Here is a 26128-nt window from a genome sequence, read left to right as displayed (position 1 = left end):
TAAATTCCACTTTAAGTTATTTTTAAAAAAGAATTTTAATAAGGTTCCCAAATTCATATTTGGGAACCTTATTTTGTGATAAAATGGATGTTATGAGGTGAGCGAAATGCAACAAGAAATTCCGAGATTATTAAAGGATTTTTTAGTATATTTGACAACTATTAAAGGGAAATCTCCTCGAACTAGAAAAGAGTACGAATATGATATCAGTCTGTTCTTACGTTTTATAAAATCTATGGACGAGGACATTCCAGCAAACAAAATAGAAGAAGTAAATATAAAAGATATTAAAATAGATCGAATAAGAGAAGTCACATTAGAAGATCTTTATATGTTTATTGAATTTTGTGAGGTACAGAGAAATAATAGTGCAGCAACTAGAGCGAGAAAGGTTGCAACACTGAAATCTTTTTTCAAATATTTAAAGGGGAAACGAAAATTATTGGAGGATAATCCTGCAGATGAGTTGGAAAGCCCTAAAATCGGGAAAAAGTCTCCTATTTACATGAATCAGGTAGAGGCAGAACAATTTATAGCAGGTATAAAGCGGAACAATCATTACTATAGAAACTACTGCATGATTATGCTGTTTTTGAATTTAGGACTTCGTGTCTCTGAGTTATGTAGCTTAGATCTTAATTCGATACATGATCGAACCCTTCGAATCGTCGGTAAAGGTAACAAGGAACGTACGGTATACTTAAATAACGCCTGTATAAATTCTATTCAAATGTATTTTGAGAAGGAAAGACCAACTATACAAAGGGCAAAAGACAATAATGCTTTATTTTTATCTCAAAAAGGAACACGTCTAACAAGACAAACCGTTGCTAAAATAGTGAAGCAGATCAACGTAAACTCTGGACTTAAAAATGATAAAATAACTCCACATAAGCTACGGCATTCAGCTGCAACTATTATGTACAAGCATGGAGCAGACATAAGAAGTCTACAGCATATTTTAGGTCATACGAGCGTTTCCACGACTCAAATCTATACGCATGTGGAAGACAAAGAAATACAACAAGTTTTAGAGAGCAATCCATTCAATCAAATCAATTAGGTTTACATAATATTATTATGTAAACCTAATTGATTCACAAATTGAAGTGGTCGACTCGATCTTTAACTTAAATAAGTTTGATGGGGATACATTAATCTGGTGTAGAGTATAGTTCGGAAAACGGGTAAGTAATTATAATCTGAGAATTAATATATAGAACAATCCATCTGACCGCTCTGTAATAAAAGTACCGAGAAACATTTTTTCCATATAATTGAGTTAATTTATAAATAACAGAACACCAATGAAACACGAACGATTATTAATAGTAATTGTAGTGAAAAATAGGACTGAGGTAGGGAGGATTGAAACTGATAAGATACTAAAATCCTGCTAAATTGTTATAGAGGCCACTTCAATATCATCCCCAAAAACCCTCTTTCCTCAGCATAAATAAAACTTACTTCTTCCCTAAATACATACAAATATTATTATAATCTTTTTATTGTTCGTGTTTTTATAATGGTTATAGAGAGAAGATGATTTCCGTATTGTACAGAAATCATCTTTTTAATGTCCATAATTTGTGGCTATACAAAATGAAGAAACAGAGCAAATTATTTTAGATTGAAATAATAATATTATGTAAACTAATATTTCCGCTTATTTTAAAGATAGCATAAGTCATTTTGCCATGAACGAATATACTACAAAAGGAATATTGAAAAAATGAGGGGAAAAAGTGAAAATACGAGACATATATAATCGTTTACTAAAGGGCGAGAAGTTCAAAAACGTTAGTGATATAAAGCTAAACCAATTACCCGTAAAGCATCCAGCAGACTTGGTTGGACCATCGCCAATTATGCAGGAAATGGCTGAAAAGCACTCGAAGCATTTCAAAGAAAAAAATAGAAAGTACCCACTTTAAAATAGTGGGTACTAACTGTTGTTTTGAAAATAAGTAATTCTCTTCACTAATGGCTCTGTCTTTTTTACATGGATTGGTTTAACTAGGTCTCCCGTAATTGCTACCGTCTTAACATGTTTGTTGCTTTTTTTGGATGCATTGAATCCACTTAGCTTTTTTGCTGCCCGACTCCTCACATCTTCCGTGCAAATAGGAACCTTTTCACTTAGCATACTCAACACTCCTTAAGAAATAAATATTTATTGGTTTTCCATTTGTTCCGAGTTAGTTAAAGCTACCATGTACTCGATGTTTTCAATATTTTTTGCAATAGTTTTATGAAGCAGCTCAAAGAGATATTTGTCAATAATATCAAATGAATAGGTGAAGCTTTCAATCACGGTTATAAATTCTAGGTCATCATACGTGAAATGGTAAACTAAATAATTTTTCTTCCATATATTTAACTCATCTGTCTTATTAAACACGACAGCCTCGCCGGTTTCCTTCGATTCCTCTATTAAATCGGTCAGCTTTTCTGGGGTATCTCTTGTATAGACCTGAAAAGAGAACGCTCCATGGATTGGATAATTTTTGTATCCGATTTGTGTTTCCTCTAAAAAGTACTCCAAGACCTCTTTGAAATCGATTGCTGATCTGAACAAAAATTCTAATGTCCTACCTGAGGCATCGTCTCCTGTAAAATATGCCATGAGCTTTGCCTTTGTTCCACTAATTTCCACAGTTTCAATAGCCGCCTGCTCAATATTGTCCACTTCAAATTCTAAATTCATAAACTTAAACCTTTTCAATCTCTTAAAGGCAACTGGAATCAACAGAAAAAGCAGAAACCATATAAAAAGCAAAAAGATGCCTCTAAATATGACCTGATGAAAATTAGATTGCACAAAGGGTTTTATAATAATCGAAAAAGCAGTCTCTTGGACCACTTGTTCAGCTTCTATTTCTTTAATCTGAACATTTTGAAGGAAAAATGCCTTGGGGTTCTCTTGCCATGTAGAAATTCCAATAAGCAGAGAGGAGGTGGCCATCCATGCTACAATGATTAATATCCCAATAGTATAAATGTAAGGGATTATCATATTTATCCATTGGAATAGAGTGCGTCTTTCTTGGATTGGGAATCTCATCTAAGGACTACACCTCCATACATATATAAATCATGTTTTGTATATTTGTCTATCAATTGATTGTATGTGACAGAGCCCAAATTATGACCAAATCCTCTTTATCGTACGTAAGGTTGCTCCAAAAAATGATAGTAACGCTAGAATAATAGAAGGAATGCTGAAAAACATTGTTTCAATAATCCAATGAAAATAGGATTTTAACAGAATGAAAAGGTCGAATTCCAAAACGAATGGAATCCGACCTTTTTGCTGTGCATTAATAGTTAATGGAAAATCCTCATAATATACTTAATTCACGTTAGCTTTGATTTAATAATGACGTAACCATTTCCTCCAAGAGTAAGCGTACTACCCTCGACAGACATTGGATCACTATACATCAACACCTGCTCACTAGCTATGTCCAACTCCAATGACTGCTCGTATTGTTCTGGGTTAAATAACACAACAATAGAATACTTTTCATTGAACTTTTCATAACCAAAAATCCCGTTATCAGTGGTAGGAAGGATAAACCTAACTGAGCCTTCGTTGGCAAGCAGCCTTTCTTGCTTACGGATACTAATAAGTTCTTTAATATGGTTTTTTAAATCAAGATTATGTGTCGACTCATCCCAATCCATACATTTTCTACACCCCGGGTCCTGACCACCAGTTAAGCCAATCTCATCTCCGTAGTAAATACATGGCGTGCCCATGAAAGTTAGTAGAAGGGTAAATATTTGCTTTACTTTACCTATATTATCGTCGCATTCTGTTAATAATCTAGCAGTGTCATGGCTACCAACTAAATTAAATGTATAGTCAAAAACATTTTTAGGATAGTTATAGTAAACCCTTGTTATATTTTCTACAAATTGTGTAGAATTAATGCTTTCATTTACTAAAAGATTAAATAGGTTTGTTTTGAACGGATAGTTCATTACTGCATCGAACTGATCTCCACGAAGCCACGGCATAGAGTCATGCCAAATTTCACCTAAAATATATACTTCAGGCTTAATTGCTTTAACAGTTTCCCTAAACTCACGCCAGAATTTATGGTCCACTTCATTTGCCACATCTAATCTCCAGCCATCGATGTCATATTCCTCTATCCAATATGCACCTACATCCATTAAATATTTTTTCACTTCCGGATTGGCAGTATTTAGCTTCGGCATAGACTCGACAAAACCAAATGCCTCATAGTTCGGTCTTTCACCACCCCGGACAGGATAACTATGAATATGGAACCAATCCTTATAACGTGAACTTTCCCCATTAACTAAAACATCTTGGAATGGTGGGAAGTAATAGCCACTATGATTAAAAACAGCGTCTAACATCACTTTAATGCCACGCTCATGACACTCTTTTACAAGTCGCTTCAACGATTCTTTGTCTCCAAACTGTGGGTCTATTTCCAAATAATCAATTGTATCATATTTATGGTTGGAGCTTGCCTTGAACACAGGAGTGAAGTAAATACCGTTTACACCTAAATCACTCAAATAGTCTAAATGCTGAATGACGCCAGCGAAATCCCCACCAAAGAAATTGTTTATAGCGGGTGGCTCGCTGCCCCAGGCCTTAGCCGTTGGAGGATCTATAGAAGGATCACCGTTAGCAAAGCGCTCCGGGAAAATTTGATACCAAATTGTGTCCTTTACCCAGGCTGGAGCGTCAAAAAGGTCTGTATTGTGCAAATAAGGAAAACAAAAATAGTAATCTGAATCTTTAGGGGGATTAGCATAAAACCCTTTTTCAGTATAAATTACTTCTTCGTCACTAGAAATTAACTTAAATCCATATCGAATTCTATTTGTTTCTGAGAAAATCTTAATCTCCCAATAATCATGTACTCCGTCTGTGCCAGCTAAGTACATCCTTTCCATTTCATACTTCCATTCACCATCTGACCATATGTATGGGTCTCCATGAATTAGTAAAACCTCTTGAAGGTCATTTGCTTTCGTTTTTAATCGTATGTGTAACGTTTTGTTATCGAGTAAATAAGCTAAGTTATCTACTGGTCTATGAAATACAGCGGACTTTTCCATTTGATTTCTCCTTTTTAGAAGTGAGTACTTTACACTTCAAAATTATTAAATAAAATATTTTTTAAAAATATTAAAAAAAGTATTGTGCAAACTTACTTTAAATGTATAATAAAACCATAAGTTGTGCAATCGCTTTCATAACATTTTATTGAAACATTATGATTCTATTTTTCTTAATATACTAGAAATAACAAGAATAAGTAGCTTAGCATGTTCATAATTTAATTTTATGTGAGCGTTTTCATTTATATATTTGTGCAAACGGTTGTACAACTTTAAGAAATAGAGATAAACAATTGGGAGGGTTAAAAGAAATGAAAAAAACACTATCATTCTTATCGATTCTAGTTTTATTGATGGCTTTGTTAGCAGCATGTGGACCAGATCGAGAAACAAGCACAGGATCATCTAATACAGGTGATAAGGAAAGTGGCAATACGGATGAACCAGCTAAGCCTGAAAAACTTGTTGTATGGGAAGATACAGATAAATCTGTAGCCTTAAAACCTGCAATTGAGTCTTTTGAAAAGGAATATGGAATTAAAGTAGAATTTAAAGAATTAGGTATGGCAGATAAAATGCGCGACCAGCTTCGTATGGATGGTCCATCAGGAACTGGTGCCGACGTTGTTACTTTGCCGCATGACCAAATTGGTCAAGTAGTTACAGAAGGTCTTCTTCAAGAAATTGAAGTAAGTGACGAAGTACTATCTACATTCAGTGAATCTTCTGTGAACGCACAAAAATATGATGGAAAACTTTATGGTCTTCCAAAAGCAACGGAAACACCTGTATTTATTTATAACAAAGCTCTAATGACAGAAGCACCAGAAACGATGGATGACGTTTATGAGTTTTCAAAAGGCTTTACAGACGGCAAGCAATTTGGATTTATCGCAACTTGGGATGACTTCTATTTTGCACATGGTGTAATTGCTGGAATGGGCGGATACGTTTTTAAAGAAAATGATGGAGCTCTAGATAGAGACGATATTGGTTTAAATAACGAGGGAGCAGTTGAAGGAGCTTCTTATATCCAAAAATGGTATTCAGAAGGTCTTTTCCCTAAAGGGATTATTGGGGAAAGCGGTGGTTCTACAAGAGATGGACTATTTAACGAAGGAAAAATTGCTTCCGTTATGAATGGTCCTTGGTCTTTCCAAAGCATGAAGGATGCTGGAATTGACATCGGTATTTCTGCAATGCCTAAGCTTCCTAACGGCGAACCTATGAAAACGTTCATGGGAGTTAAAGGATGGCATGTAACTGCATTCACTGAACACAAATATTGGTCTACAAAATTAGTAGAGTGGTTAACAAATGAAGAAAATGCAAAAATTCGCTTTGAAACAACACAAGAAATACCTCCAGTTAAAACATTAATCGACGATCCGATTATTGCAGACAACGAAGGGGCAAAAGCAGTAGCACTTCAATCTCAATATGCAGTACCAATGCCGAACATTCCAGAAATGGCAGAGGTATGGGGTCCTGCAGCATCAGCACTACAAACTATAGCAACAGGAAAAGCTCAACCACAAGCAGCAATGGACGATGCAGTTAAAAACATCAAAACAAATATTGAAACAAATCACCCTAACTGATGATTTAAATTGCAAAGGCATGTTTCCTATCATGGGAACATGGCTTTGCTTATATATAATATAATTTTGAAAAGAAATTCTCCTTTCAAAGGAAAGAGGGAGGCCGCTTTAGCGATGGACAATAATGTCACAAACAAACATAGAAAAACTGCTGGGCTATTATCGATTATTCCAGGTATGGGCCAGCTTTATAATAAACAGTATGTTAAAGGAATCATTTTCTTAGTTTTAACAGTAGCTTTTTTCGGTAGTTTTTATCAAACCCTTAACTGGGGCTTTTGGGGACTAATTACGCTTGGTGAAATTCCTGGTTTAGATCATTCCGTGTTCCTTTTAGTTGATGGAGTTATTGCTTTACTCGTAGCAGCAATCGGTTTAGGTATATATGCTTTTAATATTTATGATGCGTATAACAATGGAAAAAAAAGAGATGAAGGCTTCGAGTTAAATAGCGTAAGAGAGCAGTACCATAACTTATTAGATAATGGTTTTCCATATTTAATGATTTCCCCTGGATTTTTACTGTTAATCTTTGTAGTTATTTTCCCAATCTTTTTCGTTATCCTTCTTTCATTTACAAACTATGACCTGTACCATACACCACCTGCAAAGCTAGTGGACTGGGTTGGTATACAAAACTATATAGACATTTTTAAATTAGAATTATGGCGCTCTACATTCTTCAGTGTGCTAGGATGGACGATTGTTTGGACTTTTGGAGCAACAACACTCCAGGTCGCGGTTGGTATATTCCTTGCAGTTGTCATTAATCAAAAAGATTTAAAAGGTAAAGCAGTCTTCCGTACAATTTTAATACTTCCTTGGGCAGTTCCAGCATTTATATCTATCTTAATATTTTCTGGTATGTTCAATGAATCTTTCGGGGTTATTAACGATGGAATATTAAGCTTTCTTGGTATAGACCCTGTCCCGTGGATGACTTCTGAAATGTGGACCCGTATTGCATTAATAGGAATACAATCCTGGCTTGGATTCCCGTTTGTTTTTGCAATGACTACGGGTGTTCTTCAATCGATTCCTGATGAACTATATGAGGCAGCTAACGTAGATGGAGCGTCTATTTGGCAAAAGTTCCGTAGTATTACTTTGCCGATGGTACTATACGCAACTGCTCCTATCATAATCACGCAATATACGTTCAACTTTAACAACTTCAATGTTATTTTCTTATTCAACGGTGGTGGTCCTGCATTACCTGGGCAAAATGCCGGAGGAACAGATATTTTAATCTCTTGGATTTACAAGCTAACGATGACTTCTGCTCAATATGGTAAAGCTGCAGCAATTACGATGCTTTTATCATTAGTTGTAGTGGCCGTAGCTTTATGGCAGTTCAAACGTACAAATTCATTCAAAGAGGAGGATATGATGTGATATGAATACGAAAACAGAGAAAATTATTAGACTGACGCTTTCGTACTTTATTCTCTTAGTAGCTGCTCTAGTCGTTATCTATCCGCTTCTTTGGGTAATTGGGTCATCACTAAATCCAGGTCAGAGTCTTTCCGGGTCAACTATGTTTCCCGAAAATCCGACCTTCAAGCATTACTTAGAATTGTTTGATATGGATAACTCTAATTATGTTTTGTGGTATATCAACTCCATGAAGATTAGCTTGATCACGATGGCTTTGTCGGTTATCAGTGTATCACTAACTGCATACGCCTTTTCTCGTTATCGCTTTGTCGGACGCAAAAATGGCTTACTAACGTTTTTAGTGCTTCAAATGATTCCTAACTTTGCAGCGCTAATTGCAATCTTTGTTTTAGCACAAAGAACTGGTCTATTAGACACTCACTTAGGGTTAATTTTAATTTATACAGGTGGTCAGATACCGATGAATACATGGCTAATGAAAGGTTACCTCGACACCATTCCAAAAGAGCTTGATGAATCTGCAAGGATGGACGGTGCTGGACACCTTCGAATTTTTTGGCAGATCATTATGCCGTTAGCAAAGCCAATTATTTCAGTAGTTGCTTTGTTTTCTTTTATCGCACCTTTCGGAGACTTTATATTGGCTCGCGTAATGCTTCGCTCAGAGGAAAAATTTACGATGGGCGTGGGGCTGTATGAGCTAGTATCTAAGCAATTTGGGAATGAGTTCACCACTTTTGCTGCGGGCTCCGTATTAATCGCAATTCCGATAACTATTTTGTTCTTAGCGTTCCAAAAGTATTTTGTTTCCGGACTAACTGCTGGGGGAACAAAGGGATAATAATGTTCAAAGAAACTATCGGGGGTGTATGACTATAAAAAGGGGTAGACATTTACTTTTCATTCTTATACTTTTAGTTAGCTTCCAGCCACTTTCAGTCTTTGCCAGTGGAGAGCGTACGCTGCAGGATGAGATTATATATATGATCATGGTCGATCGTTTTAATAATGGTGATCCGTCCAATGATAAGGATGCTAACCCTGATGACCCTTATGCTTATCATGGTGGCGATTTTAAAGGAATTACGGATAAGCTAGGTTATATAGAAGAAATGGGTTTCACTGCTATATGGCTGACCCCTATCTTTGAAAATATGCCAAAAGGGTACCATGGCTATTGGACAAAGGATTACTATAAAACAAATGAATATTTCGGAACAATCGATGAATTTAAGACCCTTGTAGATGAAGCACATAAAAGAGATATAAAAATTATCTTAGATTTTGTTGTCAATCATGTGGGGCCAAATCATGAATGGCTAAGTGACCCTTCTAAGGAAGACTGGTTTCATCCCAACCAACCCATAACTAATTGGAATGACCAGCAGGAAGTAGAAAATGGCTGGCTATATGATTTACCAGACTTAGACCAAAGCAATCCAGAGGTAGCTGCCTATTTAATAGATGCAGCGAAATGGTGGATAGAAGAAACAGATATAGATGGTTTCCGTTTAGATACAGTCAAACATGTATCGAAGGATTACTGGAAAGAATTCGCTTCTGCTGTAAAGGCTGAAAAGGAAGACTTATATTTGATAGGGGAAGTGTGGCATGACAATCCAAATGTCGTTGCCAGCTATGAGGAAACAGGAATAGATGGTTTTTTTGACTTTTCCCAAAATGGTAGTCTGCGCACTGCTTTCGAGAGATCAAATCAATCACTTGGCTGGCTGTTCTCAAACGCTGAAAGAAACGAGAAGGTTTTTGATCGGTCCCACTTGCTTGGACAGTTTGTCGATAACCACGATATGACAAGATTTAGTCATCTGGTGATCACTCAAAAAGAAAATCCTTTGACTCAACTTAAGCAAAGTCTCACCTTTCTATATACCGCTCCTGGTGTGCCTATCATTTATTATGGTACCGAGATGGCGATGGATGGTGGTAATGACCCGGATAATCGTCGTATGTTGGATTTTAATACAGAAAACAATGTAGTTGACTACATATCTAAGCTTGGAGCAATAAGAAAAGAGCATCCAGCTTTAACCAATAGTGAGATGGAACTATTGCATGAAGAAGAAGGAACCGCAGTTTATTCTAGAAAATCAGATGGTGAGAAGATCGTTGTTGCCATAAATAACACGTCGAGTGATCAGACCATTGTGCTTAAGGATAAACTTGAAAATGGGAAACGGTTAGTTAGCCAGCTCTCTGACACTATCGTTAAGTCGAATGGGAATGAATACTCGATTAAATTAGAGAGTGGTCAAGCAGAAATCTTCGAGCTAACTGAGAAGCCAGGACCTAACTGGTTATTTATAGTTCTTTCATCTGCAGTAATTGTGTCATTCATCATTATTCTTATACTAGGAATTAAAGAAGTGAACAAACGGTCTAGATTGTAAGGACTGAAAGAAGCTTTAAAAGAAAGTCTAAAAGTTATGGGATAGATGTACACAACTCATAACGAAGGGAGTATTTTTTATATGAATAGAAATTGGTGGAAAGAAGCGGTCAGCTATCAGGTTTATCCTAGAAGCTTTATGGATAGCAATGGCGATGGCATCGGGGATCTGCGTGGAATAATAACAAAGCTTGATTACTTAAAAGAATTAGGAATAGATGTTATTTGGGTATCTCCATTTTTTAAATCCCCAAATGCGGATAATGGCTACGATATTAGCGATTATCAAGGGATTTCAGAGCAATTTGGAGATATGAAGGATTTTGATGAATTACTAACAGAAACACATGCACGAGGTATGAAGCTTATTTTGGACCTTGTCATCAACCATACGAGTGATGAGCATCCATGGTTTGTAGAGTCTCGGTCCTCTAAAGATAACCCAAAGAGAGACTGGTATATTTGGCGTGATGGCAAAGGGACAGAGCCACCAAACAATTGGGAAAGCATTTTTTCCGGGAGTGCATGGGAATATGATACGGCAACCGAACAATATTACATGCACCTTTTTGCGATCAAACAACCAGATTTAAATTGGGAAAACGAAGATGTAAGATCGGAATTATATAAGATGGTTAATTGGTGGCTGGATAAGGGGATTGATGGTTTCCGTGTAGATGCTATCAGTCATATTAAAAAACGACAAGGCTTTCCAGACATGCCAAATCCGGATGGACAGCAGTTTGTTTCCTCTTTTGATATGCATACTAACCAACCAGGCATCCAAACATTCCTAAGTGAGCTAAAGGAAGAAACGTTCTCTAAATATGACATCATGACGGTCGGTGAAGCTAATGGCGTAGGTGTTGAAGAGGCAGATGATTGGGTTGGTGAGTTAAACGGAAAGTTTAGTATGATTTTCCAATTTGAACATTTAGGGCTTTGGAACAAGGATGCCAATAAGTCTGTAGACGTCATTGGTTTAAAAAAGACGCTAACAAAATGGCAAAAGGGACTCCATGAAAGAGGCTGGAATGCGCTATTTTTAGAAAATCATGATCAAACAAGAAGTGTATCTAGCTGGGGAAATGACCAGGAATATTGGAATGAAAGTGCTAAGATGCTTGGGGCATGCTATTTCCTTATGCAAGGTACGCCATTCATCTATCAGGGGCAAGAAATTGGTATGACAAATGTTCAACTACCTTCCATCGATGATTACGATGATATTGGTATGCGTAACTTCTATGAGATAGAAATAGCAAAGGGTCGTCCACATCTTGAAGTGATGGAAACTATTTGGACTAGTGGAAGAGATAATTCACGAACTCCAATGCAGTGGAATAGCACAGATAATGCTGGGTTTACTACTGGAACGCCTTGGATGAAAGTTAATCCGAACTACTCCTCCATTAATGTAGAGGCTCAATTAAAGGACGAACATTCTATTTACCACTTTTTTAAAAGCATGATTAAGCTTCGTAAGGAACATGAAGTGTTTGTTTATGGGGCATATGATCTTCTTTTAGAAACTGATCCAGATGTATATGTCTATACAAGATACTTAGACAATGTATTCGCGGTTATTCTATGCAATTTCCGTAACAAGACAGTAGAACTGGATCTTCATGAGGTGGAGCAGAAGGATTATCGCCTCGTGCTAAGTAATTTTGAGGGGGCACCTGATACATTAACCGGAATGGCTACTTTAAAGCCCTATGAGACAAGAGTATATCTGTCTAAATAATAGGTTTAACTCTTTAGAGACTAGTTAATAACTTTCCTTATCTATATAATGATATTCTAAAGAATATTGAAGAAAACAGAAAAAGAGTGGTGAATTCCTTTGGCGGTTACGATTAAAGATGTAGCAAAATTAGCAGATGTAGCTCCCTCGACGGTCTCTCGGGTAATTGCCAATAATCCCCGCATTAGTGACAAAACTAAGAAGCGTGTAAGAGAGGCAATGGAGCAGCTAGGTTATCATCCTAATTTTATTGCTCGAAGTCTAGCAAATCAATCCACGAAAGTAATTGGCCTGGTATTACCGCCTTCTTCAGGTGCTTTCTTTCAAAATCCTTTCTTTGCAGAGGTTATGCACGGACTAAGTGATGGCGTGCATGAAAAACATTATGCTCTCCAAATGACTACTGGAACGACAGAAGAAGAACTATTTGATGGAGTAGTACAGATGGTCCAAGGCGGCAGAGTGGATGGAATTATACTTCTTTACTCTCGAGTTAATGATGAGATTTTAAGTTATTTAAGAACACGCCATTTCCCGTTTGTGATGATTGGTAAGCCTTTTGAGCATGTAGAGAAAATAACTCATGTAGATAATGACAACTTCCTTGCAGCAAAAGAGGCGACTGAGTATCTTATAGGACTTGGACATAAGCATATTGGTTTCATTGGAGGTAGTCCAAGCCTAACCGTTACATTAGACCGACTCCAAGGCTACAAGAATGCCTTGAGAGAGGAAGATCTACCATTACTAGAGGACTATATCATTCATTCTGAATACTTCTTGAGAGAAGGTGGCCAGCAAGCGGTCAACAAACTATTCTCAGCAAGTGTTTCGCCAACTGCTTTAATCGTGACGGATGATTTGATGGCCCTAGGTGTAGTTAACACGCTTACAGAAATGGCAATCGACATTCCAAACCAGGTCTCTATCATAAGCTTCAACAATGCGTTGTTTGCAGAAATGTCTAGACCACCGTTGACATCCATTAATATCAATATTGTGGAGTTAGGTTATCAGGCAGCCAGAAGCTTAATTCAAATATTGGAGAATGAGAACGAACCTGTGAAGCGCATTATCATTCCACATCAGCTTGTGGTTCGTAACTCTTGTGCAATCTCACAAAAAGCAATTATAAAAGATAGTACAGTTTAAGTTAAACTAAATGATGGTTATCCATGAGATATTGGGTAACCATTTTTTCATTATAATTTTATTATGTAAACTAAAAACTATTTCTATTATTCTAAAAATATTTTATACTCTTTATAAGGAGGGATATATTATGTTTACATATGCAATTGATGACAAAATTACACTAAAAATGCTAGATTTACGAGACTCCGAACAATTGTTCTCTTTAACTGTTGGGTCTAAGAATTCTTTAAGAGAATGGCTACCGTTTATCGATTATACAAAAACGGTTGCTGATACGGAGAACTTCATCCAATCGACGATGAAACAGTTCAGCGAAAACAACGGAATCCAAGCAGGAATATGGTATGAAGGCAATCTTGCAGGTGTTATCGGATTTCATAAAATAGACTGGAATAACAAATCCACAAGCATCGGGTATTGGTTGGGTGAAGATTATGTGGGTAATGGTCTCATGACTAAGTCCGTAAAAGCATTTGTAGATTATGCTTTAATCGATTTAGGATTGAATCGAGTAGAGATTCGCGCTGCAGTAGAAAACAAGAAAAGCAGAGCAATTCCTGAAAGGCTTGGTTTTACACATGAAGGCACCATTCGTCAATCGGAATGGCTATACGATCATTATGTGGATCATGAGGTCTACGGTATGCTAGCAAGTGACTGGAAGAAATAGATTGAACAAGCGCCGAGCAGTTTAATACCTGCCAGGCATTTTTATATTCAAATATTTAGTAACATACACTGGACTCGTTTATAGATAAAAATGTTTAGTAAATCATACGATAGTAGAAGAACATGAAGAAGGGACAGGTCTTATGATTGCTTACATATCTACGCTCAGTCCGGTATTGCAGGCATTGTTAGCAACTATATTTACTTGGGGCATGACAGCATTAGGTGCAGCTCTTGTTTTCACTACAAAAACAGTAAATCAAAAGTTGATGGATGGCATGCTTGGCTCGGCTGGAGGAATCATGATAGCGGCAAGCTTTTGGTCGCTTCTTGCTCCTGCCATTGAAATGTCAAAGGAAGGGGCATTCCCAGCCTGGTTTCCAGCAGCCACCGGATTTTTACTAGGTGGATTCTTCTTATGGCTCGCCGATAAAATAATTCCACATATGCATCCTTCCTCTAACTCGAACCAAACAGAAGGGATAAAGCCTAAAGGCAAAAGAAGAAGTACGTTGCTTGTGTTTGCGATCACCCTTCATAATATCCCAGAGGGTCTTGCTGTAGGCGTTGCTTTTGGAGCAGTAGCAGCAGGACTAGATACATCTTCTTTAACTGCAGCCTTAGCATTAGCAATAGGCATTGGTATTCAGAATCTACCAGAGGGTGCAGCAGTATCATTGCCCTTGAGAAGAGATGGCATGTCTCATAGAAAGAGCTTCTTTTATGGGCAATTCTCCGGAATGGTGGAACCGATAGCTGCAGTAGTCGGTGTCCTTGCTGTATCCTTTATGTCACCTATTTTACCTTTTGCACTTGCGTTCGCAGCAGGAGCTATGATTTTTGTTGTGGTGGAGGAGGTAATTCCCGGCTCCCAGGAGTATGGAAACGGTGATTTAGCAACGGTATGCCTAATGATTGGTTTCACAATTATGATGATTCTGGATGTTGCATTTGGATAGATTTATGAGCTAGCAAAAAATCAGCGCATCCTACTTGTACAGAGGATGCACTGATTTTTAAATTTCAATAATGATCGGAAGAATCATTGGCTTTTTCTTCGTACGAGTATATATGAGGTTTTCTACGGAATTCTTGATGTTCTTTTTGAGTGTACGCTGATTTTTATTGTTATCCCATTTTTCTACTGTCGTGCGAACATTTTGATTGATTAAATTGATTAGCTCTTCAGAATCTGGCCCATATACAAAGCCACGAGTTAGTGTATCAGGCCCATTTAGGACTTTCTTCAATCCTTTTTTAAGACTAATGACGATAACAACCATTCCATCACCGGCAAGTACTCGGCGATCACGAAGAATGATTTCCCCGACATCCCCAATGCCTGAACCATCTACAAAAACGTCCCCTGCCTCTACGGAGCGCGTCTGTATGACCTCATTATTATCGATAATATCCACAACATCGCCGTTATTTAGAAGAAATATATTAGACCGTTTTACACCGACAGACTGTGCTAGCTCTCGATGTATATGGAGCATGCGATATTCTCCATGGATTGGGACAAAGTACTTTGGCTTCATCAATGTTAGCATGAGCTTCAGCTCTTCCTGATAAGCGTGTCCAGAAACATGCATACCTGTCTTGCTTCCCGAGCCATAGATCACGTTAGCTCCTAACCTTAACAGATTATCTACTACCCTTGTGACATTCGTTTCATTGCCAGGGATGGGGCTAGATGAAAAAATTACGGTATCCTCAGGATGTACCTCGAGTTTACGAAACCTAGAGCTAGCCAATCTCGAAAGAGCAGCCATAGGCTCACCCTGTCCACCTGTACAAAGAATCGTCACTTCCTCGGGAGACATTGTCGGAACTTCACTTTCTTCTAGTAGCATTCCTTCTGGTATTCTCAAATAGCCACGCTGAGTTGCAACTCTAACGACATTCACCATACTTCTACCGAGTAAGAGGATCTTTCTATTATTTCTAATACATGCATCTACTATTTGCTGTACCCGATGCACATTAGAGGCGAAAGTAGTAATGAAAATTTTTCGCGTTGCCTTCCTAAAGGTTTCATCTAAATGTTCTTCTATAAGCTTTTCGGAAGGAGAGGATCCTGGTCTCTCTGCATTCGTACTTTCAGAAAGAAGCAATAGCACACCTTCTTGACCAATCGCCGCCATTCGATGAATGTCTGCAGCTTGTTTGTCTACTGGTGTCCAGTCAAACTTAAAGTCGCCAGTATGAACGATCGTGCCTACAGGAGTCTGAAAAGTAATTCCTAGACAGTCTGGTATACTATGGCTCGTTCGGAAGAAGGTCGTCCGTATGGTGCCAAGCCTTAAAACACTATCCTCGTCTATCAGGAATAGCTTACTATCCCGGAGAATCCCATGCTCTTTTAACTTAATCTCTATCAAACCAAGGGTAAGGTTTGTGGCATAGACTGGTACATTCAGCTGTTTTAAAAAGTAAGGAATTCCACCGATATGGTCCTCATGCCCATGGGTGACGATTAAACCACGTATTTTGCTTTCATTTTCCTGCAGATATGTAATATCAGGAATAATTAAATCAACACCTGGAAGACTTTCATCTGGAAATTTACCGCCACAGTCAATAATTACAATATCATCGTATGATTCAATCACATACATATTCTTACCGATTTCATTTATACCACCAAGTGCAAATACAGATACGGTCGAATTTTTTGTAGTCAAAAAGATACCTCCTGATTAAATAAACTATTTTAAGTATGAACTTTAAACTATTATTTATGAGAGAAATATCGGAAAAGGTAATATTTACTTTGTAAAATAAACAAATAATCAGTTAAAAACATATTGGCTAATATGTCACGTTGTGATATAGTCATGTTGTGACATATTATAAAGAGGGTGGAGCAGCTTGGAGAAACTAATTAAGAAATACATACCGATGACGGAGTCCGCATTTTATATCCTCTTTTCTTTGACAGAACCACGCCATGGATACGGTATTATCAAAAGAGTAGAAGAGCTGACAAATGGTAGGCTTCATCTAGGTTCAGGCACGATTTATGGAACGCTCACTAAAATGCAAAAAGATGAAATGATCACTGTCTTTTCAGATGAAAAAAGAAAAACAATTTATGAAATTACAGGAATAGGTAAACTAATTATGCGAAAGGAAATGGATAGGTTACAGGAAGTGCAAAATAATATTTCGCTTTATAAGGGGGAGTTTGATGAAGACATTTAGATGGTTTTGGAGCTACCGTATACAATCGACCGAGAAATGGCTAGAAAGCATGGCTTTGAAAGGTTTTATGTTAAAAGATTTCAACAGATTCACACGCAGATTTACATTTAATAAAACAACACCTAGCAAAGTAACCTATTCGATACAATACAAATCCGGCAATTTACCCGATCGCTTACAAAAAGCCGGCTGGCGAGATCCATTAAAGGTGGGTAAATGGAGTATCCTCAAAAATGAAGCATCTCATGTTCCATTTTATCCATCTAGCGATAGCTTGTTTAAAAGGATTCGATTGCATGCCTATTTATTTTTATTTTTATCTATTTTTTATTTATCAACAAGCCCTGTTAACTTATTAATTTTTAACGCTTATGATAATAGTACCTCTAATTATACTGTAATCATTCCCTTACTTATTTTATTGCTACTAGCAGGTATAACTACTTTTGTCTTTATTTCCTATAGAGCATTTGAAAAAAGCACTTTTAATCTAAATGAAGAGGTCGAACATAGTAGAAAAAAAGTTAGGAAGATTCGTTTAGCGTGGATGTATCAGCCACTCCAGACTAAAAACTGGTTAGATGAAATGCATCAAAAGGGATATGAGCTTGAAAGTGTGTTTGCTACCGTCTTTTCTTTTGTTCCTTCCAAACACGAAAAAATGGCATATGAAGTAACATTTGAACCAAAGCTGAAGGCTGACTATTATACCCTTCACAAAGAAAATGGATGGAGGCTTCGATACACATCTAATATGTCCCTATTAAATTACTCTATCTGGTCGATGCCCTATAGCGAGCTAGACTATAAACCTGCATTCTCTTACGATGCAGCGGAGAAACGACAGCAAATTAAAAAAGCTTTTAGAATGAATATGACCATCGCTCTATTCTTATTGTTGGTGCTTGCACAGTCCATGTATTTACAATGGGGTTTGAATAGATCATCTTCTTCGATTGATATTGTATTAAAGTATGTAATAACAGTTATGACGGTTTTTTGGATAATATTATCTTTCAAAATCATCCTTGGATATAAAAAAGAGTTAAATTTACTGAAAGAGTATTAAAAAAAGAATCCTTCCTTATGGATTCTTTTTTTATTCATGAGTTTACTTTCTTATGCCAAATAATTGAAACTTTCTAAAGATTTTAGCGTATCTATATTATATTAGTTGTTACGTCTTTTCAGAAGGGGTGGATGTCATGCACTGGATGATGTGGATTTTCTGGGGTTTCTTTTTAAGTATGATACTAGCTGCCTATCTTGTTGATCGTTTAAGTAGTAAGAAATATAACCTCAAGCATAAGAAGACAATTAATCAGGTAGCTGCTCAAGCTAACTCCGATAGAGAAGTAGATCGGTATAACAATCAAACATTTTAGAATAATACAAGACGAAGGTATAGGCCTCGCTATTCTATTAAACCTTGATAGTACAGTCCATCGTGAGATCAACACTAAGATAATCGATATCACGCTAGATTTATAGGTTTCATAAAAAAATTTAAAACATAGTTTGTCTCTTCAACGTATATGATAAGAAGAAGGGGTGGTTGTGATGAATCGATACTCGATAGCTGAATTTATACGCAGTACGGAGCAGGAAGACAAGGGTGAGGGCGTATTTGAATTAGAAACGGAACGTCTACTTGAGGTTAATCTGGATGGACGTGTCTGGTCGAAGGCAGGTGCTATGGTTGCCTATCATGGGAAGATTAAATTTGAACGTGAGGGTGTACTAGAGCATGGCATGGGTGCAATGTTCAAAAAAGCTTTAACGGGTGAAGGGGCCTCTCTTATGAAGGCAAATGGACAGGGAAAGCTATATCTTGCCGACAGTGGAAAAAAGATTATTATTCTTCATCTTCAAAATGAAGCGATTTATGTAAATGGGAATGATCTGCTGGCCTTTGAGCCTACTATAAAACACAATATCAAAGTCATGAAAAAAGTGGCTGGGATGATGTCTGGTGGCTTGTTTAATGTAAGATGCGAGGGAACTGGTTTAATAGCTATTACCTCACATTATGAGCCTCTCACATTACGAGTGACCCCTGGGAAGCCTGTTTTTACAGATCCAAATGCAACCGTGGCTTGGTCCGGGAATCTTAAGCCAGATTTCCAAACAGATATTTCTTTTAAAACTTTCGTCGGCAGGGGAAGTGGAGAGTCGATTCAAATGAAGTTCGAAGGGGACGGTTTTGTTATTGTACAACCTTATGAAGAGGTATATTACCAAGGGCAAAGTTAAATATTCGTTAAATCGAATATGATTTAACTTTTAAAAATATAGTTGTATGACAAAACGCTCAGAGAAGCTCTGAGCGTTTTTATAATTTATTTTTAAACGTTAAACTTTTTTGAATGTTATTCGATAATAGATTCTTATAACAATATGAACCAGCCCAATAATGAAAATAGAAGCCATTAACAGCATCGCTGCTGGATATAAACCAATTACATTGATCGTTGTCGAACTGTTATTTTGTAAGACAGGAACAATAAAAAACAACCAACCGATTAATAATACTGGTACCATTTGAGGAAATAATCGCAGGATAAATCTCCAAACAGGATATTTTCCACGTTTCTCAGACCACCTTTTACTCCGAAGGATTCCTCTAAGTCCTAACCCCAAATAAACCAAAGTGATAACGCCAAGTGATAAATCTATTATTTTAGATACCGGAGCCTTTAATTCAGGTTCTTTTCCCTCAGTCAGCTGGATGATTCCCGTACTAATTTCATAAGCGTGCTCCATTGTTGGTGTAAAGCTATTCAGCAACACCGCTACAGCATAACCACTATCTGGTATAATATCTAGCTGTGCTTGATACGTGGTTTCCACACCACTGTGGGAAATGCGCGCAGGTTTTACATTCGGTGAACTTAACTCCCATCCAAGTCCATATTTTTTACTTTCAAGTGGTGGCGAATAAGATTCTTCTAACAATTTTTTTGATAGTAATTGCTCTCCTTTATCAGATCTCCCGTCATTTGTTAGCATAGAAAGCCATTTACCCATGTCTGATGCAGTTGATATAATACTTCCTGCTCCCAAACTCATCGCTTCAAGCTCTGACCAAGGCAAGGCCTTTCCGTATGCTGTTACATATCCTTTAGGTAATCCTTCTACGACATCTCCAGTGGTAACAGTCGCAACTGAGTCATTCATACCTAGTGGAGAGAATACCTTTTGGTTAAGGTATTGAGAAAATTCAATTTCACTTATTCTTTCCACCAAAAGAGCTATGATCCAGTAATTCGCGTTACTATAAAAGTATTTCTCCCCTGGATTTGAACGAAGTTTCCAATCATGTAAACGATTTACTCCCGCATCTAAATCACTTGCAGGTGGAACAATTATCGGGTTTGGGATACCTGATGTATGACTCAAAAGCTGACGTATTGTGACTTCCTTCCATCTTGAATCGTCGAGTGTAATCTCTGGCAAATACTTAATTACTGGGTCATCTAGTTGAACTTTTCCTTCATCAACAAGTTGTAAAATAGCAAATGCAGTAAAAGGTTTGGAGGCGGATCCAATTCTCATTAAAGAATTATTCGTTATTGGATTCCCCTCAGAATCGTGACCATATCCTTTTTCATATACTAATTTACCTTCGTTAACAACTACAATAGATGCACCAGGTAGCCCATTTTGTTCAAGATAGCTATTGACAAACTGATCAATATCTTCATTTTTAAGCGTTTGTGTAGCCTGTTCTCCTGCTGAATAGGGAAAAGGCAATATAGCTATTATTATGATTATTAACAGAAAAATAATGCTTGATTTGCTTGACTTCAAATACTATCCCTCCAATCTTTTTATGATGTTTAAATATTAAAAGTACAAAATAATCATACAAAGAAAGTATTAATTGGTTAACCGACTTAAGGCTAAGTACGCTCTAAGTCCACGGTCGTATATAGCCTTTTTGAGGTAATAGCTGATCATAACTTCAAGGAAAAAGCATTAATGTAACAATTGATATTCATTTTATTAACAATAAGTTTTTTTCTCAGTTTGATAAAAACCACCAAACTTTAAATATAAAAACAGGTTCCTCGTCTTTAGAAAGGGGAACCTGTTTTATGAATATGCATGAAGTTATAAAGGAGTACCCCCATTAATATGAAGTACTTGTCCAGTAACATAAGAAGAATCTTCTGACGCTAAATATACATAGCCCGATGCTAGCTCACTTGGATGGCCAGGTCGTTTCATAGGTGTTTGACTCCCGAAACCTTCTACCTCATCAGCTGCGAAAGAGGCTGGAATAAGTGGTGTCCATATTGGCCCAGGCGCAACGGCATTTACTCGTATTCCTTGCTCTACAAGCGAGCCTGCGAGGGAGCGAGTAAAAGTCAAGATTGCACCCTTTGTAGCGGAATAATCAATCAAATTAGGTGCACCTTGGAATGCAGTGATAGAAGTAGTGTTAATAATCGTACTTCCTTCTTTCAAATGATCAAGTGCAGCTTTAGTCAGATGGAACATACTAAAAACGTTTGTACGGAAAGTTTTTTCCATTTGTTCAGCTGTTATATCTTTCAGTGATTCTTGCGTGTGCTGTTCACCTGCGTTATTAACTAGTATATCGAGCTTTCCAAATTCACCAATCACCTTATTAATAATTTCCTGACAAACTGACTCATCACCAATATCTCCAGGTATTAGTAAACATTTTTTGCCTTCGTTCTCTACAAATTTTTTGGTTTCTTCAGCATCCTCATGTTCATCTAAGTAGGAGATTGCTATATCTGCACCTTCTTTAGCATAAGCCACTGCTACTGCTCGTCCGATACCACTATCCCCACCGGTGATTAAAGCTGTTTTTCCGGCAAGTCTTTGTGACTTACCTGCAAGATTTTGAGTAAAGTCAGGACTAGGCTTCATTTCCGCTTCTATTCCTGGCTGGCGGTTCTGTTCTTGTGCTGGAATTTTTTCGTCTTTTATATTTTTCACTAAATTCATTCCCTTCTTGATAGCTATGTGTAATTTTCCATTATACTGATTAATTACCCATAGCAAAAAACACCAAACATGTAAGGGAAGGTAGATTATATTATATATCAAAGGATTATAATTGTTATTAACCTACGCTTCTACAAATATAGCAGAAAGTACGGCTCCAACAGCTTGTATCCAGCTACCCACTGTATTGATTTCCTGATTTTTTAAACTATTAGGTGGATATCTAACCGACAAAGCTTGATAGGCAGATCCAATGACTTGAATAACATCACCTAAATTATTTAGAGCATTTTGTATGGATTGGTTTCCTGTGAAATCAATCGTTAATGCTCCTCCTACTGCCTCAATCAAATCACCTTGGGAACCTAACACCGAGCTAACGTTTTCATTTTCAATGAACTCTGCTTGTAAGGATACCAAGTTTCCAATTGCCTCCAGCTGGCTTCCTACAATGAATAAATAATCCTGATTTTGCGGTATTAGACTACTTCCAATAGCCTGTAATGCTAAACCAATGACATTTAGATCGTTTAGCATCGCATCTGATAAAACGTGTGAAGGAGTGCTTCCTATAGCAGATAATACAGTTCCTATTGCTTCAATCCAAGCACTTATTTGTGATTCAGTCCACATTTTCAATCATTCCAATAACAGTTGATTCGACCCTTTATTAGTATATGTCAGCATGTTTGATGGAGTTGGACAGTTATTATTATGTTAAACAGACCTTGTGCTAAGGAACTACAAATATAGGAAAATAGGAAGATTTTAACTACAATTATATAATTCTTTTCAAAAATAATATAAAATACACACAATGTACACATAAGGCCTTTATAGTGAGCCTTAGGGGTGATGACTAAGATTGAGGGAGAAATGGGTGTCTTAAACTATGAAACTAAAGGTATTGTTGATTGAGGATGACATGTTAATGAGGGAATTTATAACAGACTATTTCAAAAGGGGAAATTGGGAAATTTATGAAGCAGATGATGGAAAAGCAGGGCTTGAATGTTTCAATCAGACAAACTTTGACTTAGTTATTTTAGATATCATGTTGCCTAAAATGGACGGATGGTCTGTATGCAAGTACATTCGCGAAAAATCGGAGGTACCTATCATAATTATTACCGCTAAATCAGAAGACGATGATCAAATCTTGGGATTTGAGCTAGGTGCAGATGAGTATGTTACTAAGCCTCTAAGTCCAAGGGTATTGGTAGCCCGTGCGAATGCATTGATCAAAAGAAGGGAAGGTATTGTCGTACAGGATGGAGATACGGAGATTTACGGGAATATACGTATTAATCGATCTGCACATACTGTTTCCATTGCTCACGAAAAGATACTTCTCTCACCAAAAGAGTATGATTTGTTCATCTTTCTTATCAAGCATTATGGCAAGGTATTGCACCGAGAATATATTTTAAACGCTGTATGGGGGTATGACTATATGGGAGATTTACGCACCGTAGATACACATATAAAAAAGTTAAGAGCGAAGCTTGGAGTAGAAGGGAAATATATTTATACAGTTATACGATCTGGCTATAAATTTGAAGTGGAATCATGAGAAGAAATAGTGTAGTTTTTAAACTGTTTATTGTAACAACTACTCTTATTTTAATCGTTTTTTCTTCGGTTATGCTGGCTGAAGTGTTCTTTTTCGAAAAGTTTTACCATTCGTCAAAGGTACAAACATTAGAAGAGAATATGATTTATTTAAAAGATCAAATCAATAAAGAGGAACTAAATGAACAACAAATAAATGAGCAAATTGCTTCCTTTATGAATCAAAATGATGCAACAATTTCTATACTAAATGAACATTTTAACCACATGCCAATAGAACCATATTTTATCGAGCTAAATGTTGACCAAACCTTGATCTCTATTCGAATTCCCAATGAGGGGATGGAGGTGGGATCCATTCCACAAGAACTCGAGATTGGCAATACATTAGTTATAGATGGAATTTTCATAGATGAAAAAAATACAATTTTACAGCCAGTTGAGATTAACCCCCCTAAATATAGGGACGTGCAAATGGGACTGTCAAGAGTTCAGGGAAAGGTAACTGATTTTCTGCTACCAGAACAAAGGTCATACAACCCTCTTTATCAAGACACCCTCATTGATGAAGTCTTAAATGATTGGATACCTAATTCTAGAGAATTGTCACTTTTGAAAGATGGATCTATCGTACAAAGACAATGGCAGGACAAATGGAGCGGAGTAAATTACATTGTTTTAACATCCTCACTAGGGGATAAGGACAGGTATTTAATGGTTATGGCTTCTTTACAGCCTGTTGGAGAGGCAGTCGAGGTGCTTAAACAATATTTTATCTTAATAGCTCCAATTGTTATAGGGCTCGTTATTATCCTGTCCATGATTTACTCCAGGATTGTTTCAAGACCAATTAGAATGTTAAGCCGTTCTGCAACGCGCCTAGCTAAACTCGACTTTTCTGAGCAAATAGAAATCCATTCCAAGGATGAATTTGGTGGGCTTGCGCGAGATATGAATTCCTTATCGAATAATTTACAAGCAGCTTTAAATGATTTAACACTTGCAAATGGGAAATTACAAGAGGAAATAAAAGAGAAACAGCAAGCTGAGAAACTTCGCAAACAATTAATTGCAAACCTCTCTCATGAGCTGAAAACACCTCTTGGAATCATCAAAGGCTTCACTGAGGGTTTGCAGGATAATATAGCTAAAGAAAAAAGCGAACGCTATCTATCTCTCATCGTTAGTGAAACAGATCGGATGAATGCCTTAATCTTAGATATGCTAGAGCTTTCGAAATATGAAGCTAAGGCTATCCGCTTACAGATGGAAAACTTTTCACTAACCGAGCTCATTCAGAATGTAGCTGAATCGTTTTCGCAGCAGTTGGAGAGCAAGCGATTACTACTCAGTTTTGACTTTGAAGCTGATCAAATATTAGTTATAGCAGATTACAGAAGGATTGAACAGGTTATCTTAAATCTTTTAAGCAATGCAATTAGGCATGCTTCCGAGGATACTATAATAACCGTTAGTATTGCTCGAACAGAGGCAGGTAAAGTGACAGTAATGATAGAAAACATTGGCTCATTCATCGCGGAGGAGGAGCTAAGCAATATTTGGGAACAATTCTACCGTATTGAAAACTCACGAAACCGCAAATCCGGTGGTACTGGTTTGGGGCTAGCCATTGTGAAACATATACTCGAGCTTCATCAAAGTGAATATCGAGGGATGAATACAAATCAAGGAGTAGCATTTTCTTTTACATTAAATGAGGATAGGGGAGATCAAGATGAATAAATCTATTTACATTATAGCTGTTATGGTGCTTTTCTTTACAAGCGGTTGTGGAACACAAGTGAATTCTAATACATCCGACAAGTCGGAAGAAAGTCAAAACGAATCAACAGCAGCAAAAGGAACGTCGGATAACGAAAATGAAACTAAAACTGAAAGCAATCAATCGAAACAAGTGACGGAAGACGAGATTTTAATCGTTATTGACCAAACAGCTAAGCCAATTGAAGGTAATAGCTTTGACTTTGTCATAAAGGAGGTACCAGAGGGATTCTCCTTAACAGAAATGCAGTGGATTTCAAATAAAAGTCAAGTGATTAATACAGTTCAAGAAGCCATTGAACATGGAGCTAGCGGAGAAGAAGGATTCTATATTAGTGGAAATGGAGAGTATTCCGGATTCTTCTATTCTGATGCTATGAAAGGAGAAGAAGGGAAGGTAATATTTATTTTCAAAGATGACCAAGGCAAAGAGCTAACTTGGGAGAAAACTATTACTTTAAACTAACATCTGTGTTGAATAGCTTTTTCTTTATTCCGGTT

General features: G+C 37.1%; 24 protein-coding genes. 17 read left to right on the top strand and 7 right to left on the bottom strand.

The genetic code is table 11. The features are described from left to right. The first annotated feature begins 106 nt into the window (after positions 1-106). Positions 107-1063 carry a tyrosine recombinase XerC gene (locus NSQ95_RS09535; protein ID WP_340883488.1) on the top strand — a complete coding sequence of 319 codons (957 nt, stop codon included), beginning with the start codon at positions 107-109 and terminating at the stop codon, positions 1061-1063. A gap of 682 nt (positions 1064-1745) precedes the next feature. Continuing rightward, entirely contained in the window at positions 1746-1934 is a 189-nt protein-coding gene (locus NSQ95_RS09530; RefSeq protein WP_169359133.1) for a hypothetical protein, read from the top strand. Between the two features lie 11 nt (positions 1935-1945). Here NSQ95_RS09530 and NSQ95_RS09525 read toward each other — a convergent pair whose 3' ends face one another. From NSQ95_RS09525 to NSQ95_RS09515, 3 genes are all read right to left on the bottom strand, one after another. Next, positions 1946-2146: a hypothetical protein gene (locus NSQ95_RS09525; protein ID WP_169359134.1), complete on the bottom strand. Its 201-nt coding sequence runs from the start codon at positions 2144-2146 to the stop codon at positions 1946-1948. A gap of 27 nt (positions 2147-2173) precedes the next feature. Beyond that, the gene (locus NSQ95_RS09520) at positions 2174-3064 is read right to left on the bottom strand and encodes a hypothetical protein (RefSeq protein ID WP_340883490.1); all 891 of its coding nucleotides are present in this window, start codon (positions 3062-3064) and stop codon (positions 2174-2176) included. A gap of 293 nt (positions 3065-3357) precedes the next feature. Continuing rightward, a complete protein-coding gene (locus tag NSQ95_RS09515) occupies positions 3358-5106 on the bottom strand; it encodes a glycoside hydrolase family 13 protein (protein ID WP_342559588.1) in 1749 nt (582 codons plus the stop codon). 314 nt (positions 5107-5420) lie between these two features. Here NSQ95_RS09515 and NSQ95_RS09510 point away from each other — a divergent pair, with 314 nt between their 5' ends. The 8 genes from NSQ95_RS09510 to NSQ95_RS09475 all read left to right on the top strand — a co-directional run bounded on the left by NSQ95_RS09510 (position 5421) and on the right by NSQ95_RS09475 (position 15045). After that, positions 5421-6710 carry an extracellular solute-binding protein gene (locus tag NSQ95_RS09510; protein ID WP_340883492.1) on the top strand — a complete coding sequence of 430 codons (1290 nt, stop codon included), beginning with the start codon at positions 5421-5423 and terminating at the stop codon, positions 6708-6710. Between the two features lie 114 nt (positions 6711-6824). Then, positions 6825-8105 carry a sugar ABC transporter permease gene (locus NSQ95_RS09505; protein ID WP_340883493.1) on the top strand — a complete coding sequence of 427 codons (1281 nt, stop codon included), beginning with the start codon at positions 6825-6827 and terminating at the stop codon, positions 8103-8105. A gap of 1 nt (position 8106) precedes the next feature. Continuing rightward, positions 8107-8949, top strand: coding sequence for a sugar ABC transporter permease (locus NSQ95_RS09500; RefSeq protein ID WP_251553106.1), 843 nt, complete (start codon positions 8107-8109; stop codon positions 8947-8949). 28 nt (positions 8950-8977) lie between these two features. Beyond that, on the top strand, positions 8978-10516 hold the full coding sequence (locus tag NSQ95_RS09495) for an alpha-amylase family glycosyl hydrolase (protein ID WP_342559587.1): 1539 nt from the start codon (positions 8978-8980) through the stop codon (positions 10514-10516). An 81-nt stretch (positions 10517-10597) separates the two neighbouring features. Further along, positions 10598-12262 carry an alpha-glucosidase gene (locus NSQ95_RS09490; protein ID WP_342559586.1) on the top strand — a complete coding sequence of 555 codons (1665 nt, stop codon included), beginning with the start codon at positions 10598-10600 and terminating at the stop codon, positions 12260-12262. Positions 12263-12361: 99 nt separating this feature from the next. Then, on the top strand, positions 12362-13414 hold the full coding sequence (locus NSQ95_RS09485; RefSeq protein WP_342559585.1) for a LacI family DNA-binding transcriptional regulator: 1053 nt from the start codon (positions 12362-12364) through the stop codon (positions 13412-13414). 130 nt (positions 13415-13544) lie between these two features. Next, the gene (locus NSQ95_RS09480) at positions 13545-14087 is read left to right on the top strand and encodes a GNAT family protein (protein WP_342560774.1); all 543 of its coding nucleotides are present in this window, start codon (positions 13545-13547) and stop codon (positions 14085-14087) included. A 142-nt stretch (positions 14088-14229) separates the two neighbouring features. After that, positions 14230-15045, top strand: coding sequence for a ZIP family metal transporter (locus NSQ95_RS09475; protein WP_342560773.1), 816 nt, complete (start codon positions 14230-14232; stop codon positions 15043-15045). A gap of 57 nt (positions 15046-15102) precedes the next feature. On the opposite strand, the gene NSQ95_RS09470 is transcribed toward NSQ95_RS09475, so the two are convergent. Beyond that, positions 15103-16773: a ribonuclease J gene (locus tag NSQ95_RS09470; RefSeq protein WP_342560772.1), complete on the bottom strand. Its 1671-nt coding sequence runs from the start codon at positions 16771-16773 to the stop codon at positions 15103-15105. A 217-nt stretch (positions 16774-16990) separates the two neighbouring features. Between NSQ95_RS09470 and NSQ95_RS09465 the strand changes: the two genes are divergently transcribed. The 4 genes from NSQ95_RS09465 (at position 16991) to NSQ95_RS09450 (ending at position 19546) form a co-directional block, all read left to right on the top strand. Continuing rightward, positions 16991-17293 (top strand): PadR family transcriptional regulator, encoded by a 303-nt coding sequence (locus NSQ95_RS09465; RefSeq protein WP_342560806.1) that lies wholly within the window; start codon positions 16991-16993, stop codon positions 17291-17293. Further along, complete coding sequence (locus tag NSQ95_RS09460) at positions 17280-18362, top strand: DUF2812 domain-containing protein (protein ID WP_342560771.1); 1083 nt, start codon at positions 17280-17282, stop codon at positions 18360-18362. The genes NSQ95_RS09465 and NSQ95_RS09460 overlap by 14 nt, the downstream gene beginning before the upstream one ends. A gap of 136 nt (positions 18363-18498) precedes the next feature. Beyond that, positions 18499-18678: a hypothetical protein gene (locus tag NSQ95_RS09455; protein ID WP_342560770.1), complete on the top strand. Its 180-nt coding sequence runs from the start codon at positions 18499-18501 to the stop codon at positions 18676-18678. 175 nt (positions 18679-18853) lie between these two features. Then, the gene (locus NSQ95_RS09450; protein ID WP_342560769.1) at positions 18854-19546 is read left to right on the top strand and encodes an AIM24 family protein; all 693 of its coding nucleotides are present in this window, start codon (positions 18854-18856) and stop codon (positions 19544-19546) included. 99 nt (positions 19547-19645) lie between these two features. Here NSQ95_RS09450 and NSQ95_RS09445 read toward each other — a convergent pair whose 3' ends face one another. The 3 genes from NSQ95_RS09445 to NSQ95_RS09435 all read right to left on the bottom strand — a co-directional run bounded on the left by NSQ95_RS09445 (position 19646) and on the right by NSQ95_RS09435 (position 22906). After that, on the bottom strand, positions 19646-21103 hold the full coding sequence (locus NSQ95_RS09445) for a serine hydrolase domain-containing protein (protein WP_342560768.1): 1458 nt from the start codon (positions 21101-21103) through the stop codon (positions 19646-19648). Between the two features lie 303 nt (positions 21104-21406). After that, positions 21407-22273, bottom strand: coding sequence for an SDR family oxidoreductase (locus tag NSQ95_RS09440; RefSeq protein ID WP_342560767.1), 867 nt, complete (start codon positions 22271-22273; stop codon positions 21407-21409). 123 nt (positions 22274-22396) lie between these two features. Then, the gene (locus NSQ95_RS09435; RefSeq protein WP_342560766.1) at positions 22397-22906 is read right to left on the bottom strand and encodes a hypothetical protein; all 510 of its coding nucleotides are present in this window, start codon (positions 22904-22906) and stop codon (positions 22397-22399) included. A gap of 259 nt (positions 22907-23165) precedes the next feature. Between NSQ95_RS09435 and NSQ95_RS09430 the strand changes: the two genes are divergently transcribed. From NSQ95_RS09430 to NSQ95_RS09420, 3 genes are read left to right on the top strand one after another with little or no spacing between them, the layout of a single operon-like run. After that, positions 23166-23846 carry a response regulator transcription factor gene (locus NSQ95_RS09430; protein WP_340883510.1) on the top strand — a complete coding sequence of 227 codons (681 nt, stop codon included), beginning with the start codon at positions 23166-23168 and terminating at the stop codon, positions 23844-23846. Next, positions 23843-25588 (top strand): ATP-binding protein, encoded by a 1746-nt coding sequence (locus NSQ95_RS09425; protein WP_342560765.1) that lies wholly within the window; start codon positions 23843-23845, stop codon positions 25586-25588. The genes NSQ95_RS09430 and NSQ95_RS09425 overlap by 4 nt, the downstream gene beginning before the upstream one ends. Continuing rightward, the gene (locus NSQ95_RS09420; RefSeq protein WP_340883513.1) at positions 25581-26093 is read left to right on the top strand and encodes a hypothetical protein; all 513 of its coding nucleotides are present in this window, start codon (positions 25581-25583) and stop codon (positions 26091-26093) included. The genes NSQ95_RS09425 and NSQ95_RS09420 overlap by 8 nt, the downstream gene beginning before the upstream one ends. The last annotated feature ends 35 nt before the right edge of the window (positions 26094-26128 follow it).

The sequence above is a fragment of the Psychrobacillus sp. FSL W7-1457 genome, assembly GCF_038593405.1.
Taxonomy (GTDB): Bacteria; Bacillota; Bacilli; order Bacillales_A; family Planococcaceae; genus Psychrobacillus.
The sequence above is the reverse complement of the archived record's forward strand: the minus strand, read 5'-3'. Positions and strand labels throughout refer to the sequence as shown.

Coding starts and splice junctions, on each gene's coding strand:
- NSQ95_RS09480 (WP_342560774.1), top strand. CDS start 13,545: ATGTTTACATATGCAATTGATGACAAAATTACACTAAAAATGCTAGAT.
- NSQ95_RS09505 (WP_340883493.1), top strand. CDS start 6,825: ATGGACAATAATGTCACAAACAAACATAGAAAAACTGCTGGGCTATTA.
- NSQ95_RS09495 (WP_342559587.1), top strand. CDS start 8,978: ATGACTATAAAAAGGGGTAGACATTTACTTTTCATTCTTATACTTTTA.
- NSQ95_RS09455 (WP_342560770.1), top strand. CDS start 18,499: ATGCACTGGATGATGTGGATTTTCTGGGGTTTCTTTTTAAGTATGATA.
- NSQ95_RS09460 (WP_342560771.1), top strand. CDS start 17,280: ATGAAGACATTTAGATGGTTTTGGAGCTACCGTATACAATCGACCGAG.
- NSQ95_RS09535 (WP_340883488.1), top strand. CDS start 107: ATGCAACAAGAAATTCCGAGATTATTAAAGGATTTTTTAGTATATTTG.
- NSQ95_RS09500 (WP_251553106.1), top strand. CDS start 8,107: ATGAATACGAAAACAGAGAAAATTATTAGACTGACGCTTTCGTACTTT.
- NSQ95_RS09490 (WP_342559586.1), top strand. CDS start 10,598: ATGAATAGAAATTGGTGGAAAGAAGCGGTCAGCTATCAGGTTTATCCT.
- NSQ95_RS09475 (WP_342560773.1), top strand. CDS start 14,230: ATGATTGCTTACATATCTACGCTCAGTCCGGTATTGCAGGCATTGTTA.
- NSQ95_RS09450 (WP_342560769.1), top strand. CDS start 18,854: ATGAATCGATACTCGATAGCTGAATTTATACGCAGTACGGAGCAGGAA.
- NSQ95_RS09520 (WP_340883490.1), bottom strand. CDS start 3,064: ATGAGATTCCCAATCCAAGAAAGACGCACTCTATTCCAATGGATAAAT.
- NSQ95_RS09425 (WP_342560765.1), top strand. CDS start 23,843: ATGAGAAGAAATAGTGTAGTTTTTAAACTGTTTATTGTAACAACTACT.
- NSQ95_RS09440 (WP_342560767.1), bottom strand. CDS start 22,273: ATGAATTTAGTGAAAAATATAAAAGACGAAAAAATTCCAGCACAAGAA.
- NSQ95_RS09525 (WP_169359134.1), bottom strand. CDS start 2,146: ATGCTAAGTGAAAAGGTTCCTATTTGCACGGAAGATGTGAGGAGTCGG.
- NSQ95_RS09515 (WP_342559588.1), bottom strand. CDS start 5,106: ATGGAAAAGTCCGCTGTATTTCATAGACCAGTAGATAACTTAGCTTAT.
- NSQ95_RS09465 (WP_342560806.1), top strand. CDS start 16,991: ATGACGGAGTCCGCATTTTATATCCTCTTTTCTTTGACAGAACCACGC.
- NSQ95_RS09430 (WP_340883510.1), top strand. CDS start 23,166: ATGAAACTAAAGGTATTGTTGATTGAGGATGACATGTTAATGAGGGAA.
- NSQ95_RS09435 (WP_342560766.1), bottom strand. CDS start 22,906: ATGTGGACTGAATCACAAATAAGTGCTTGGATTGAAGCAATAGGAACT.
- NSQ95_RS09510 (WP_340883492.1), top strand. CDS start 5,421: ATGAAAAAAACACTATCATTCTTATCGATTCTAGTTTTATTGATGGCT.
- NSQ95_RS09420 (WP_340883513.1), top strand. CDS start 25,581: ATGAATAAATCTATTTACATTATAGCTGTTATGGTGCTTTTCTTTACA.